Source organism: Sphingobium sp. CECT 9361 (genome assembly GCF_918741285.1).
In the GTDB taxonomy this organism is placed as follows: domain Bacteria; phylum Pseudomonadota; class Alphaproteobacteria; order Sphingomonadales; family Sphingomonadaceae; genus Sphingobium.
The window spans coordinates 1-14,185 of sequence record NZ_CAKKNC010000026.1 but is presented as its reverse complement, the minus strand read 5'-3'; the positions used below and the strand labels follow the sequence as shown (position 1 = coordinate 14,185).

At 60.6% G+C, this 14,185-nt stretch carries 13 protein-coding genes; 8 read left to right on the top strand and 5 right to left on the bottom strand.

All coding sequences use genetic code 11. The features are described from left to right. The first annotated feature begins 53 nt into the window (after positions 1–53). Positions 54–563, top strand: a complete 510-nt coding sequence (locus LQ220_RS21735; protein WP_230190196.1) for a hypothetical protein — start codon at positions 54–56, stop codon at positions 561–563. Positions 564–641: 78 nt separating this feature from the next. Here the strand turns inward: LQ220_RS21735 and ppa are convergent, their stop codons facing one another. Both ppa and LQ220_RS21725 read right to left on the bottom strand, forming a co-directional pair. Next, positions 642–1,190, bottom strand: a complete 549-nt coding sequence (ppa, locus tag LQ220_RS21730) for an inorganic diphosphatase (protein WP_230190195.1) — start codon at positions 1,188–1,190, stop codon at positions 642–644. 40 nt (positions 1,191–1,230) lie between these two features. Beyond that, entirely contained in the window at positions 1,231–3,153 is a 1,923-nt protein-coding gene (locus tag LQ220_RS21725; RefSeq protein WP_230190194.1) for a peptidase M61, read from the bottom strand. Positions 3,154–3,424: 271 nt separating this feature from the next. Here LQ220_RS21725 and hisS point away from each other — a divergent pair, with 271 nt between their 5' ends. From hisS to LQ220_RS21695, 6 genes are all read left to right on the top strand, one after another. Next, positions 3,425–4,672: a histidine--tRNA ligase gene (gene hisS, locus LQ220_RS21720; protein WP_230190193.1), complete on the top strand. Its 1,248-nt coding sequence runs from the start codon at positions 3,425–3,427 to the stop codon at positions 4,670–4,672. Continuing rightward, a complete protein-coding gene (gene prfA / locus LQ220_RS21715; protein ID WP_230190192.1) occupies positions 4,669–5,766 on the top strand; it encodes a peptide chain release factor 1 in 1,098 nt (365 codons plus the stop codon). The genes hisS and prfA overlap by 4 nt, the downstream gene beginning before the upstream one ends. 142 nt (positions 5,767–5,908) lie before the next feature. Beyond that, positions 5,909–6,733 (top strand): peptide chain release factor N(5)-glutamine methyltransferase, encoded by an 825-nt coding sequence (gene prmC, locus LQ220_RS21710; RefSeq protein WP_230190191.1) that lies wholly within the window; start codon positions 5,909–5,911, stop codon positions 6,731–6,733. Between the two features lie 341 nt (positions 6,734–7,074). Further along, positions 7,075–8,070, top strand: coding sequence for a DUF4167 domain-containing protein (locus LQ220_RS21705; protein ID WP_230190190.1), 996 nt, complete (start codon positions 7,075–7,077; stop codon positions 8,068–8,070). Between the two features lie 181 nt (positions 8,071–8,251). Further along, positions 8,252–9,589, top strand: coding sequence for a DUF4139 domain-containing protein (locus tag LQ220_RS21700; RefSeq protein ID WP_230190220.1), 1,338 nt, complete (start codon positions 8,252–8,254; stop codon positions 9,587–9,589). A gap of 5 nt (positions 9,590–9,594) precedes the next feature. Further along, a complete protein-coding gene (locus LQ220_RS21695; protein ID WP_230190189.1) occupies positions 9,595–11,163 on the top strand; it encodes a hypothetical protein in 1,569 nt (522 codons plus the stop codon). On the opposite strand, the gene LQ220_RS21690 is transcribed toward LQ220_RS21695, so the two are convergent. Together LQ220_RS21690 and LQ220_RS21685 are read right to left on the bottom strand one after the other, a co-directional pair. Further along, entirely contained in the window at positions 11,133–11,504 is a 372-nt protein-coding gene (locus tag LQ220_RS21690; RefSeq protein WP_230190188.1) for an acyl-CoA thioesterase, read from the bottom strand. The genes LQ220_RS21695 and LQ220_RS21690 overlap by 31 nt on opposite strands. Beyond that, complete coding sequence (locus LQ220_RS21685) at positions 11,497–11,796, bottom strand: hypothetical protein (protein WP_230190187.1); 300 nt, start codon at positions 11,794–11,796, stop codon at positions 11,497–11,499. The genes LQ220_RS21690 and LQ220_RS21685 overlap by 8 nt, the downstream gene beginning before the upstream one ends. 87 nt (positions 11,797–11,883) lie before the next feature. Here LQ220_RS21685 and LQ220_RS21680 point away from each other — a divergent pair, with 87 nt between their 5' ends. Continuing rightward, a complete protein-coding gene (locus LQ220_RS21680) occupies positions 11,884–12,312 on the top strand; it encodes a CBS domain-containing protein (protein ID WP_230190186.1) in 429 nt (142 codons plus the stop codon). 6 nt (positions 12,313–12,318) lie between these two features. On the opposite strand, the gene LQ220_RS21675 is transcribed toward LQ220_RS21680, so the two are convergent. Further along, positions 12,319–13,794: a lipopolysaccharide biosynthesis protein gene (locus tag LQ220_RS21675; protein WP_230190185.1), complete on the bottom strand. Its 1,476-nt coding sequence runs from the start codon at positions 13,792–13,794 to the stop codon at positions 12,319–12,321. Positions 13,795–14,185: the final 391 nt, after the last annotated feature.

Below are 14,185 nucleotides of genomic sequence, written 5' to 3'. Positions count from 1 at the left end.
GCGCGGGGTCGCGCAAGGTGTATTATATCGGCAATACTCTTTGGAGACTGCCGATGATCCGCTTGCCCATGTCCGCTTTGATTGTACCGCTTGTTCTGTTGGCGGCCTGCGATAGCAAGGATGACGGTAAGCCCGGCACCGATATCAGCATCCGCGATGACGAGGGCAATGTGGTTGCCGCCGCCAATGGCAAGGACGGCAAGATGTCCATCCAGATACCCGGACTCGATGCCAAGATCGCTTTGCCGAAAATCCGGCTGGATAGCGACAATTTCGATATCGACGGGGTGAAGCTCTACCCCGGCTCGTCCATTCGTTCGATCAACGTCAATGCCGGCAAGACCGAGGATACCGGTCGCGTGTCGCTGACCTTCACGGCGCCCGCGTCGCCCGATTCGGTCCGCGAATATTTTGTGAATGCGCTGAAGGAAGAGGGGCTGTCGGTCGCTGCCGACGGCAATCTGCTCACCGGTACGCAGAAGGATGGCGACCCTTTCCGCATCGACCTGAAGCCCGCCGCCGCCAACACAACACAAGGCGCGATCACGCTCAGCGCCAAATAGAGTGCGCCGCCGCTGACACGAAAAGGGGCGCCGCAGCATGACCGCGACGCCCCTTTTTCTGTTCGGTCAAACCTGCGTTCAGGCGGATTTGTCGGCCTTGTCAGCCTTGTACCGTGCGATCGCTTCCAGCGTGATCTGCCGCGCTTCTTCCGCGCCGCCCCACGTGCCGATTCGCACCCACTTGGTCTTTTCCAGATCCTTGTAGTGCGTGAAGAAATGCTCGATCTGCTCCATCACGATGCCGGGCAGATCGTCCTTCTGGTGGACGTCGGAATAATAGGGGAACGTCTTGTTGTCCGGCACGCAGACCAGCTTTTCGTCGCCGCCGGCTTCGTCTTCCAGGTTCAACACGGCAATTGGCCGTGCGCGCACGACGCAGCCCGGCACGAAGGGCGAGCGGGCGATGACCAGCGCGTCCAGCGGATCGCCATCGGGCGACAGGGTGTGCGGCACGAAGCCGTAATTGGCGGGGTAGCGCATCGGCGTGTGCAGAATGCGATCGACGAACAATGCGCCCGACTTCTTGTCGAATTCATACTTCACCGGCTCACCGCCGACAGGGACTTCGATGACGACGTTCAAGCTGTTTGGCGGATCGTCGCCAACCGGGATCAGTTCGATATTCATGGATTTCCCTCAGGTCTGCACAAAGTGAATGCGGCAATTCTTATGTTCTGGGCACCAGCAGCTTATCGAGGCTACCGTCGCCCGCGCCCGTCTTTTCGAGGCGCGGATAGCGCAAGCCACCCGAATAATCGAGTTTAATAGTGCGGAAATTCTTGTCCTGTCGCACGATCAGTTCGACTGGTCGCTTGGGGTCCTTGGCCAGCGTCAATGCTTCCTTGAATGCGTCGCCGGAAAACTCCCGGCCATTGACGGCCAGAACCTTCGTGCCGACGGTCAATCCTGCCTTGAATGCCGCGCTGTTCCAGATGACGCCCGCAATGTCGCCGTCATTCTTGACGAGCAATCCAACGCCAAAGCCCTGATCCACGCCCTTGAGCGCCTTTTCCGCTTGCTTGGTCTGCGCGCCCGGCGTGTCGCCATAGACAAGGCGGTAGCCGCCCATCGTCAGGCCGTTCTTGGTCACTTCGCGGGTGGGCATATCGACGCGCGTCTTGAAGAAGCCCGCCCAATCATAGGGCGCAATGCCGTTCAGCGTGTCGATGACTTCCTGCCGGTTGTAGGTCACCTGACCCCAGTCGCCCGGCTTGATGCCGAAGAATGCCTTGGCGAAATCGTCCAGCCCCTTGGCGCCGCGCGTCTGCTGACGGATGATCGCATCGGCTTCGAGCCAGATCATCAGGCCTTCATTGTAATAGTCCTCTGACCGCTGCCAGCTCGACCAGCCCTTGGGGCGGCGGGCGGACATGATCGGATCGTGGGTGGTATCCTCCATCGCGCGCCATTCGCGGCCGCGCGTGGTGTCGAGCCGCGCGGCGATGTGCGCATAAGCGTCGAGCGTTTCCTGCTTGCTGTAGAGCCCCGACCGCGCACCAAGGACATAGCCCCAGAATTGCGTCTGCCCTTCATACACCCACAGCAGATTGTCCTGCATCGGCGTCTTGAAATCGGGCGTCCACAGCGTTTCGCCGCGGCGGAACTTGCCGTCCCAGCTATGCGTGAATTCATGGGGGAGCAGGTTGCGTTCGCCTACGCCGTCGTTCCACTTGGGGAAGTATCCGGTGTCGACGCCATTTTCCGAGCTGCGGTGATGCTCCAGCCCGATCGATCCCATTTCGTCGGTGATCGCCAGCAGGAAGTCGTAATGATCGAAATGCATGGCGCCGAACAGCGCGAGGCTCTCGTCGACCAGCTTCTTGTGCTTGGCCATCTGATCGGGGGTGTAGATGAGCTCGCCGGGATTATCCGCGACCATGTTCAGCGTGACGTTCTGGCCCAGATCGACCGCCTTGAAATACTGCCCCGCAAACACCGGCGAATCGACCAGCGCTTCGTAATCGATGGTGTCATAGGCAATGGTCGATCCGGTCTTCTTGCCGCGCAAGGCGGTCGCCGCCTGCCAGCCGTCCGGATAAGTCACGGTCGCTTGCACCGGGATCTGCCGCGTATAATAGCCGACCGGATAGAGCGAGACGGCTTCCCATTGCAGGTTCAGCATCTTGTCCGTCACGACGACGCGACCCTGATTGCCTGCGGTCGCCGACAGGAACTGAAATTCCGCGACGACATTCTTGACGCCGCTCGGCACGTCGATGGTGAAGGAGAACACGTCCAGCGGATCGCGAATCCATGGCAGCACTTTGCCATTGGCAGTGAAGACGAGGCCGGTGAGCTTTTCGATCTGCCCGCGCGGCGCGTGATTGCCGGGTAGCCATGCAGGCATTGCCAGCGTCAGCTTGCCAGAGGCCGAGACAGGGATCGTTTCCTTCACGCGGAAAATGCGCTGCACCGTGTCGGTGGCGTCCACGTCCAGCTTGATGGTGCCGCCGGGATAGGGAACGTCCTTGGGCGCAGTCATTTCCGGCAGGGGGATGGCGACGGGCTTTGAGCGATTGGCATCCTGCGCAGCGGCGGGGGCGGTCAGCAAAGTGGAAAACAGAAGAACGGCGGCAAACCTGCGGCGCATGGCGGAAGTCTCCGAAAGAGAAGGGGAAAAACGGTAGATGGTTGCTGTGTTACATGCCGCGTGATTGTGTGGACGTCCAGTGCTGTGTCCAAATCCTGTCATTCCCGCGAAAGCGGCAATCCATCTCCCCACGTCGATCCGCGACGACAGGGTAGGAGACGGATTCCCGCCTTCGCGGGAATAACGGAAAATTGGGATTGGCGACGGGGTTAATTTCCGACCCTTCAACCCCGTTCCCTTCGTCCTAAAATGCCGCTACACGCCCATCCCCATGGCGAAAATCGAAACACCCCGACCGATCCGTGGCACCCAGGACATGCTGGGCGACAGCGCAGACCGCTTCGCGCATGTGGTCGCGACGTTCGACCGGGTCCGCCGCCTCTACGGGTTTCAGCGGATCGAAGTCCCCGTGTTCGAAAGCACCGCCGTCTTCGCGCGGTCGCTGGGCGAAAGCACCGACGTCGTGTCGAAGGAAATGTACACGTTCGAGGATCGCGGCGGCGACAGCCTGACCCTGCGTCCCGAATTTACCGCCGGCATCGCCCGCGCCTACATCACCGAGGGGTGGCAGCAATATGCGCCGCTCAAGGTCGCAACGCATGGCCCGCTGTTCCGCTATGAGCGTCCGCAAAAGGGCCGCTTCCGCCAGTTTCATCAGTTGGACGCGGAAATCATCGGCGCGGCGGAGCCGGGTGCGGACGTAGAACTCCTTGTTTTTGCTGACCAATTACTGAAAGAATTGGGCATCAGCGAAGGCGTGACGCTCACGCTCAACACGCTGGGTGACGCCGCCAGCCGCGACGCCTGGCGCGATGCACTGGTTGCGCACTTCAACGCGCATATGGGCGACCTTAGTGAAGATAGCCGCGCGCGCCTCACCCGCAATCCGCTCCGCATCCTCGACAGCAAGGACCCCCGCGACCGTCCCATCGCCGACAGTGCGCCAGACATCGACGCGTTCCTGACGGATGAAGCGCGCGCCTTCTTCGAGAAGGTTACGCAGGGTCTGGATGCCGCAGGCGTCGCATGGGAACGCAACGCACGGCTGGTGCGCGGGCTGGACTACTACCGCCACACGGCGTTTGAGTTCGTCACCGACCGGCTGGGCGCGCAAGGCACCGTGTTGGGCGGCGGGCGCTATGATGGTCTGATCGAGAATATGGGCGGGCCGGTGACGCCTGCCGTGGGTTGGGCTGCAGGGATCGAGCGGCTGGGGATGCTGATTGATGCGCCGCAAATCGAACCTTTGAAGGTCGCTATGGCGGTGGAAGATGATCTTGCGATGCCGGATGCATGGAGGGTCATATCGAAGTTGCGGCATAAGGGAATGTCGGTTGATATGATTGCAACCGGCTCTCCACGGAAGCGCTTCGACAAGGCGCTAAAGCTAAATGCTAAGGTGGCTTTGTCATTGCAGTGGAAGGATGGGCGGGTTGACGTCCGTTATCATGCAGCGACTTGGCACGATGATTTATTCGAGGTCAAAGCCGCACTCACTGAGTTGGGCTATCAAGGGTGACCTCCATCTCCCCCGAACGCATTGCCCAGATTGAGCGGCTGCGCGATGAGGTGCAGGCGAATATGTCGCGTGCCGATCTTGCGCCGGAGGAATTCGTCCGCCTGTCGAAGCAATATGCCGAGCTGGAGCCGGTCGCGCGCGCCGCGCATGAGGTTCGCCGGTTGCGGCAGGAGCTGATGGCGCTCGACGCGATGGCGGGGGGCGGGGACGATCCTGATGCCGATCCCCTGATGCGCGAAATGGCGCAGGAGGAAATGCAGATCCTAAAAGAGCAGCTTCCGGCCGCCGAACGGGCGTTGGCGCTGCAACTGCTACCCCGCGACTCCGCCGATGCGCGCCCCGCGATGCTGGAAATCCGCGCAGGCACGGGCGGGGACGAAGCGGCTTTGTTCGCAGGCGATCTCTTCCGCATGTACACCAAATATGCCGAGGAGCAGGGGTGGAAGGTCGAGATGATCTCCGCCAATGCGCCCGATGTCGGCGGTTTCAAGGAAGTCGTGGCGTCGGTCACCGGCACCGGTGTGTTCGCGCGGATGAAGTTCGAAAGCGGCGTCCACCGCGTCCAGCGTGTGCCCACCACCGAAAGCGGTGGGCGCATCCACACCTCCGCCGCGACGGTTGCTGTGCTGCCGGAGCCGGAGGATGTGGATATCCAGATCAACGAAGCAACCGACCTGCGCATCGACGTGTATCGCGCGTCGGGCTCGGGTGGGCAGCACGTCAACACCACCGACAGCGCCGTGCGCATCACCCACTTGCCCACCGGGCTGGTGGTGACGCAGCAGGACGAGAAGTCGCAGCACAAGAACAAGGCGAAGGCGCTGAAAATCCTGCGCACGCGCCTTTACGAAGCGGAGCGCGAGCGCACGCAAAGCGAGCAGGCTGGCGCGCGCAAGGCGATGGTGGGGTCGGGCGACCGCTCCGAACGCATCCGCACATACAACTTCCCGCAAGGCCGCGTGACCGATCACCGCATCAACCTGACGCTGCATCGCTTGCCCGAGATACTGGAAGGGCCGGGGCTGGACGAAGTCATCTCGGCGCTGATCGCTGAGGATGAAGCGGCACGGCTGGCGCAACTGGATGCGGCGTGAGGCGACTCTATGCTCCCCTCCCTGTAAGGGAGGGGCTAGGGGTGGGTGGCGAGCGTAGCGAGCACCTGATGTCGATGCTTGGAGCGCCGCTGACGCGGCGCACCCACCCCCAACCCCTCCCTAGAAGGGAGGGGAGTGTGTTGTGACTGCCGCAGAATCCCTCCGCGACGCGACTGCGCGCCTTGCTCCGGCGAGTGCTACGCCACGTCTGGATGCTGAACTGCTCCTGGCTCATACATTGGGCATCGAACGCAGCGATTTGCTCCTGAAACTGCGCGACGTTGCCGTACCCGACGCCTTCGATGCTCTCATCGACCGCCGGGCATCGGGCGAACCCATTGCGCATATCGTGGGCACACGCGACTTCTGGACGCTTACTTTGCGCGTGACGCCGGATGTCCTCATTCCCCGCCCTGACAGCGAAACGCTGATCGAAGCGGCGCTGGACCATTTCAAGGATCGGTCGCCGCCAGAGCGCATCCTCGACCTCGGTACTGGGTCCGGCGCGCTCCTGCTCGCGGCGCTCGATGAATGGCGTGGCGCGACCGGGCTCGGCGTGGATGCCTCGGATGCAGCGCTTGCTGTTGCTGCCGATAATGCGCAGCGCACCGCTATGGCCGACCGCTCGGCGTTTCGGCTGGGCAATTGGGGGGAGGGTATCGTCGAGCGGTTCGATCTCATTCTGGCCAATCCGCCCTATATCATGACATCGGCCATGCTGCCGCGCGATGTGCTGCACCACGAACCCCATATGGCGCTGTTCGCCGGTGCGGACGGGCTCGACGATTATCGCCGCATTGCCCCGCAACTTTCCCAACTGCTTGCACCCGACGGGATTGCGGCCATCGAGATAGGGTTCGACCAAGGCGAAACGGCAGCGGTACTGTTCCGCGACGCTGGACTGAACGTGGCCGTCCGTCAGGATTTGGCTGGGCGCGACCGTTGTCTGGAAGTTACGCCACAATAGCCTTATTTACAGGGCGGCAATGCGATTTTCCTTGGTTTCCCCTGTTTGACCGTTTAGGAGGTGGCTTCAGGGAAAGCCGTGGTCCGTATGGGACTGGCCGATACCTGCTCCCAAAGTCATGATGGCGCAGTTAATTTCGCGCTGTCGGCAGGCTGGGGGTTCGGGTCTCCATCTTGGAGCAGCCCGGCCCGGCGCAGCTATGCCTGAAACGACTGGAGCGGTGCAGTGAACGATTTCAGGCGCGTATAGATAACCCGCTCGATAATCGTAAAAGGAACAGGGGATCGGGCGTATCCGTTCGCGGGCGCTTCTAGGGATTACTTTGATACTAGGAACCACCATTGATTAATAATCGTCAGGCCGGCCGCCGCAATCGTGGCCGGAACAACAATAATGGTCGTCCCGGTGGCCAGAACCGCGGCGGCAGTGACAACGGCAACCGCATCGATAACCGCTCGCGTGGCAATGCCGCCCAGTTGCTGGAAAAATACCGCAACATGGCGCGCGATGCGCAACTGTCCGGCGACCGGGTGAACGCGGAATATTATCTGCAGTTCGCCGACCATTATTTCCGGGTGCTGGCCGATAACCGCGCCCGTCAGGAAGAAGCGCAGGGCCAGCAGCGTCAGCCGCAGCCGCAGCGCCCCTGGGACCCCGAATCGGATGGCGACGACTTCGATGCTGTCGAAGGCGGCAATGAGTTTGAAGACCGGAACGCCTATGCCCAGCAGGGTAACGGGAACCGCGATGGCAATCGTGACGGTAACCGCGAGCAGGCCCAGCGTGAGCAGGGTAGCCGGGATAACAACAACCGTCGCGAAGGCTATAATCGCGATGGTAATCGCGAAAATGGTCGGGACGGCAATCGTGAGAACGGTCGTGAAAATGGCCGCGATAATGGTCGCGCCGACCGGCAGCCTTATCAGCCACGTCGCGAAGAGGTGAAGGCGGAAGCCGCGCCTGCGCCGCGTGAAGAGGTTGCTGCTGTTCCGGTGGCTGCCGAACCGCGCCGCGGACGTGGCCGCCCTCCGCGCGATCGTACCGCGGTGCCGGCTCAGGCCGAAGCTGCTGCGCCTTTCGAAGCGGAAGCGCCTGTAGCGGTGACCGAAGCAGAGGAAGCGCCGCGCCCGCGTCGTGCGCAGCGTCAGCGTCGCCCGCGCGAGGAAGCTGTGGATCAGGATGAGCCAGCGGGTATCGATCTGGCTGTTCTGCCGCCCGCAATTGCACGCCCTGAACCGGTGCAGGCGGATAATGACAGTGTGCCGGAAGTGGCCGAAGAAGCGCCGCGCAAGCGTACCCGCCGGGCACGCCCTGCCGCGACTGAAGCTGCCGAATAAATTGAGCAGCAACTAAACGAAAAGGGCGGCGCCGAAGGGTGCCGCCCTTTTCGTTTTGGCCATTGCTTTGCCGTTAAAATTGGTCACAGTCGGCCTACGTTACGGGAGAGATATTATGTCGCGCGCTGCTTGCCTGGCTTTTTTTCTGCTGCTTGGCGTCGCGCCGCTTTTCGCGCAAACGATGCCGTCTGGGTCAGCGCAGGGTGATGTGGCAGTCACGATCTACAATAACGATCTCGCGCTGGTGCAGGACGTACGGCAACTGGCAATTGGTCAGGGAAAGGTCCGTCTCGAATTTCCTGATGTGTCGGCGCGCATCCGGCCCGAAACAGTCTCGTTTGCCGCTGATGGCACTGAAATAATCGAGCAGAATTTCGATTTCGACCTGCTCTCTCCGCAGAAGTTGATGGAGAAGGCCCTCGGACAGACGATCACTATCGTTCGCACGAATCCTGCAACTGGCGCGGAAACGCGGCAGGCGGCGCAAGTGCTCGCGGTGAACGGTGGCGTAGTTCTGCGTATCGGCAACCAGATCGAGGTGCTGCGAGACGATGGCCTGCCCGTTCGGGTGATCTATGACAAGCTGCCGCCCAACTTGCGTGCCCGACCTACTTTGTCGGTTACGCTCGACAGCGCGCGAGCGGAAACCCGTGCCGCGTCGTTGCGCTATCTTACGCCGGGATTGGGATGGAATGCCGATTATGTGGCGTTGTTCGACGCAGCGGCGGGCCGTATCGATGTGCAGGGTTGGGTCACGCTCACCAACAGTTCAGGCACCACCTATGCCAACGCCAAGACGCTGCTCGTCGCGGGCAGTGTGGGACAGGCCAATGATGGCAATTATCGCCCACGACCGCGCAACAGCATTCGTACAGCGGGAACCGAGACGGCAGGACGCGAACAGCTAGGCGATTTTTACCTGTATCCCATCGCCGGTCGCACCACGATTGCGGATCGTCAGACCAAACAGGTGAGCTTTCTGGATGTGCAGGCAGTTCCCGCCAGCGCAGGCTATGCATTTCGTAACACATGGCTTGGCACGTTCGAGGAACCGCAAAGTGCGCGCAGTGTCGTAACGTTCTCGACATCCGGCAAGAATGGGGCAGGGTTGGGTGATGCGCTTCCAGCGGGGACCGTCCGATTCTATATGAAGGATGCGTCCGGCGCGCCGCAGTTCATCGGCGAAAGCGCTATCGATCATACACCGATGGGCAGCATGTTGGCGCTGTCCACCGGCGATGCGTTCGACGTTAAGGTGCAACCCGTGGTCGAAAAGCGGGAACGCCTGTCGGAATATAAATGGCGTACAACCATGCGTTATGATCTCAGTAATGCGCGGGCCAAGGTGGCGCAGGTCGAACTGACGCAGGCGGGCCTGGATTTTTACAGCACCGACACCCGCATCGTTAGCGAAAGCCTGCCCAGCGAGCGGATAAACAGCAATGCCGCGCGCTGGCAGGTTGCGGTGCCAGCCAATGGCCGTGCCACTGTTACGGCTGTTTTCGAAACCCGTTACTGATCCGCGTGACGGTGCGCCTTCTTCTGGCCCTGCTGCTCTCGTGGCTCGCGGTCCCTGTCAGGGCGCAAAACATCGTAACGTCCGATGCCCCCACCTCGGTGGCCGTCACCATCTATCGCGATCCCGGCAGGGGTGCCGGGGACATCAACGTCTATTATCCACAAGGCTTCGCGCTCGTCACCGAAAAGCGGCGCATAACACTCCCGCAAGGGGATGCGGTGATCCGATTTGAAGCTGTGGTGGATGGCATGATCGCGGTAAGCGCCGTTGTTACGGGTCTGCCTGGGGGCGTCATTCAGAAGAATCGCGATGCCAAGCTCCTTTCGCCCGCTGCGCTGTTGGATGGCATGCTGGGTCATCGCGTCCATCTGCGCCGGACGAATCGCGCTACTGGCGAAGTGCGCGAGCAGGAAGTCGTTATCCGATCCGGCCCGGAAAATGCCGTGGTGCTTGAAACGGCGGAGGGTTTTGAAGGGCTGAGATGTTCAGGCCTCCCGGAAACGCTTGTCTATGATGACATTCCAGCGGGTCTGTCGGCCCGCCCGACGCTTTCGGTGACAACCAATAGTCCGGAAGCTGCCACCGTCGATGTTACTCTTACCTATTTGACGACGGGCTTTGACTGGGCTGCAAGCTATGTCGCGCGGGTCGCGCCCAATGGCAAAACGCTCGACCTGTCGGCTTGGTTGACCGTCGCCAACGGTAACGCCGTCAGCCTTCCTGATGCCGAGATGCTGGCTGTCGCCGGGCGGCTTAATCGTGAATCGGATTATGATTCACTGACGTCTTCGGCGCCGTCGCCCTATCTGGCTCTGCAATGCTGGCCATTGCCCGACTATCGGTTTGGCACGGAACGCTACCCACCACCCCCGCCACCCCCTCCGCCGCCAGCCCCAATGGCAATGGCGGCGCGCATGGAAAATATCGTGGTGACAGCTTCGCGTGTGGCCCGGCAGGAAGATCTTGGCGATCTCAAGCTTTATCGGGTGCCGGTGCATGTCGACGTCAACGCAAAGGGGCAGAAGCAAGTTGCGCTGCTGGAACGAACGACCGTACCCTTCACGGTTTATTATGCAGCCGATATCGACGCGCGGACGAATGAACCAGAGAGCCAGCCGCTGAAGCGCGTCATGCGGATGAAGAACGAGACAGCGCAAGGTTTGGGGCTGCCGCTGCCGTCCGGAGGAGTTGCGATCTTCGCGCCGCGTCAGGGTGAATCGCTTTTGCTGGCGGATAGCCGTCTGCGCGACCATGCCATTGGCGAGACAGTGAAGCTGGAAGCCGGGATAAGCGCTCAACATCGCTATCAATTGGGCCTTGCCTCCGACCCAACCAATGGGCGCCCGATTCGCGAAGTCACCCTTACCAACGCAACGGATCGATCGGCATATGCTGAAATTCGCTTAAACGCCGACGATGGGGACACCTTAACGGCGAAAGGAAGCACACTTCACCGAAAGGATGGCGCGTGGCTCTGGGCCACAACGGTTCCCGCAAATGGAAGGGTGCGCCTAGTTTACACTTTTAAATCTGCGCCCCAACGTCAGACGGACGGTAGCGCCTTGGGCCGATGATTCTCATCCAGCGCAACAAAGGTGAACAGCCCGCTCGTCACAGGGATCTGTTCATCGGCAGGGCCGCGCGTTGCCACTACGCTGATACGAATCGCCATAGAGGTACGCCCGCGCCGTTCGATGTTCGCGTAGACCGATATGACATCATGCAAGAGGATCGGTGCCAGAAACTCCATCGCTTCGATTGCAACTGTGGCCACCGGGCCGCCAGCGGCGCGATGTGCGATGAGGCCGCCGGCGATGTCCATCTGACTCAGCACCCATCCACCGAAGATGTGGCCGTTGGCGTTGATATCGCCGGGTCGGGGCACCGTGCGCAAAATAGGATTTCGGTCAGTCATCGATGTCGATCATCCCTTTCATCCGGTCCTCGACCTGCTCGTCATGGCCAGTGCCGCTCGATAAAAAGAGCAAGCCCATGAGCGCCGTGCCCAGCATGAAGGTGAAAAACACGCCCAGCGCTGTGGCGATGATCATGTGGATCGGCATGGGCCCGGTCCAATACCACAGCGCTGCAATGGCGGCGCCGACGCACAGCAGTGCGCCCAACGCCATCCATATCATCAACCGCCGGTAGCGGGCCCAGGCTGTTGCGGCAATTTCTGGATTATCGAGCGCTTGAGGCTGCTTCATCTCTTCCCTTTGGCGGCTGGACATGGGATCATCAAGCCCCCCAACCAATGAGTGGATGAAAAAGCATCCGCAAGAAGGGAGAGAGCGATGACGATAGCGGCAATTCTCAAGACCAAGGGCAATGACGTGTTGCAGGTGGCACCCGATGCCACGGTTCTATCGGTGGTAGCGATGCTTGCGGAGAAACGGATCGGTTGTGTGCCGGTCGTCGACGGCGGTGAAGTCGTCGGAATATTCTCCGAGCGCGATGTGGTGTACCAGCTCGGTCAGGGCGGACCGGCCATGCTTGATGCCGTTGTAAGCGGCGCGATGACGTCGCCTGCTGTAACGATCACGTCCGATACGCCCGTTATGTCAGCGCTATCGCTCATGACGCGACGCCGGATGCGGCATCTGCCTGTGGTGGATGGTGGAAAGCTGGTCGGCTTCGTTTCTATTGGCGATCTGGTAAAATACCGGATCGATCGCATCGAATCGGAAGCTGCCGCGATGCGGGACTATATTCAGAGCGCGTGATTATGCTCAGGCGGGTGCCGTGCGATGAACGACGAGGCCGATAAGTTCGTCCATCGTGGCACGCGCGAATAGAAAGAGGATGGCGGCGAAACTTGCGGCACCGGCGCTCACCAGTGCGCCGAGGCGAACGGGTGCCGCCAGCGGCGGTAAAATCCGGTCGATCCCAGCCACGACCAGTGCCATTGCGGCTGCGCAAAGAATGGCGGGCAATATGGCTGTACCAAGGTCGCGGAAGCGCAGGCCCATTGGCTTTCCGGCAAGTCTGACTGTCGCGAATGTCAGGAGCGGGAAGGCAAGCAGCCACGCCCAGGCAAGGCCGATCGCGCCAAAGCGAATCCCGATCCAGAATGCCACCGGCATGATGATCGCCCCCACCATGGATACTTGCGCGGTAACGCCCGGTCGGCCCAGCGCATTGGAAACCGGCGCGAACATAACCTGCAGGGTCATGAAGGGCATGGCAAAAGCCAGGACCGTGACGAACGGTGCCATCTCCAGCCACTTTTCACCGAATAGCGTGGCAACGAGCGGCTCTGCAGCAACGGCCATGCCGAAATAAATCGGACAGGAAACCAGCAGAAGCAGGCGGACCGCCTTACAGAAAGAGGCAGCGATTCGCTCCGGGTCTTTCTGCATCCGCGCATAAGCGGGAAAGGCGACCTCGTTGAGCGGGGGTATGAACTTGCTCACGAATATCTGCGTCAGGAAAAGCGCTTCGGCGTAGAGACCCAGCGCATGAGGCGAGAGGACTCGTCCGGCGATGAATATGTCGGCCTGGCTTTGCACGATCCAGAAAAGCTGTGACCCCAGCAAGGATGCGCCGAAAGCGACCATCGCCCCTGTACCGCGGAAATTGAAACTGGGGACCGGCAAGAACCGAGTCGCGATACTGTACCCGATGCCCTTGACCCAGAAGAGGGCGAGAGGCGCGAAAACCAGCGTCCATACCCCCCAACCGGCCAGCGCGCCGCCGATGGCCATCGCGGCTGCTGCGGCTGCGGCAACAAGATTGACGACGGCAGGTCGTTTGAAGTCCAGCGATCGTCCCATCACCGCTTCGGGAATCGCGATAAAGGGCGTTGCGAGATAGATGAGGGCCTGCACGCGCAGGAGATCCGCAATCATCGGCTGTTCGTAATAGTCCGCTGCGACTGGCGCGATTGCCAATTGCAGCAGCGCGAGCGCACCATTGAGCAGGAGCATGATACCAAAAGCCTGACGCAGCTTATGCGAATCGAGAGTCTCGGACTGCACAAGTGCGCTCACCAAGCCGTATCCATTAAGAAAACCCATGAAATTCAGGATGACTTGGGTCATGGCGAACAGGCCATAATCCGACGGATCGAGCAGGCGAATGACCGCCAAAGTAGACGCCCAACTCACCATCTGGGCGACGATCTGGCTCCCGGATCGCCAGAATACCGCGCTGCGGATGCGCGCAGCAAAGCGGGCATCAGTGGCGTCGGCGTCATCCAAGCTCATGATTTTCCTGACTAAAGTAAACTGATGGGGGAGGTATACACAGCTATGTTGAAGACCATCCTAATGGGGGTGGCTGAAATTAATTTGAAATAAAATTGCAAAAACCGTTTGACGGGTCGGCGCCTCCCCCATATATGCCCTCTCACCGGACGGGGCGCTGCCTACAGACAGCGCTCTCTACGGTCGCCACCATAAACGGACAGCCTGTCCCCCGATAGCAATAGCGGGGAACACTAGTTGTCCGCCTCTTGTGTCGGTGTAAACGGTTCTTTGACATTGTTAGTTTGATGAAGGGACATGTGGGCGACGGCTCTGGTTTCGTACGGTTTTATGGCGTGCGAGATCAGTTAAAATTAGGCCGTTCCTATATGTCTCAATTTACATATCCACA

Coding starts and splice junctions, on each gene's coding strand:
- LQ220_RS21700 (WP_230190220.1), top strand. CDS start 8,252: ATGCCGTCTGGGTCAGCGCAGGGTGATGTGGCAGTCACGATCTACAAT.
- LQ220_RS21725 (WP_230190194.1), bottom strand. CDS start 3,153: ATGCGCCGCAGGTTTGCCGCCGTTCTTCTGTTTTCCACTTTGCTGACC.
- LQ220_RS21680 (WP_230190186.1), top strand. CDS start 11,884: ATGACGATAGCGGCAATTCTCAAGACCAAGGGCAATGACGTGTTGCAG.
- hisS (WP_230190193.1), top strand. CDS start 3,425: ATGGCGAAAATCGAAACACCCCGACCGATCCGTGGCACCCAGGACATG.
- LQ220_RS21690 (WP_230190188.1), bottom strand. CDS start 11,504: ATGACTGACCGAAATCCTATTTTGCGCACGGTGCCCCGACCCGGCGAT.
- LQ220_RS21685 (WP_230190187.1), bottom strand. CDS start 11,796: ATGAAGCAGCCTCAAGCGCTCGATAATCCAGAAATTGCCGCAACAGCC.
- ppa (WP_230190195.1), bottom strand. CDS start 1,190: ATGAATATCGAACTGATCCCGGTTGGCGACGATCCGCCAAACAGCTTG.
- LQ220_RS21735 (WP_230190196.1), top strand. CDS start 54: ATGATCCGCTTGCCCATGTCCGCTTTGATTGTACCGCTTGTTCTGTTG.
- LQ220_RS21675 (WP_230190185.1), bottom strand. CDS start 13,794: ATGAGCTTGGATGACGCCGACGCCACTGATGCCCGCTTTGCTGCGCGC.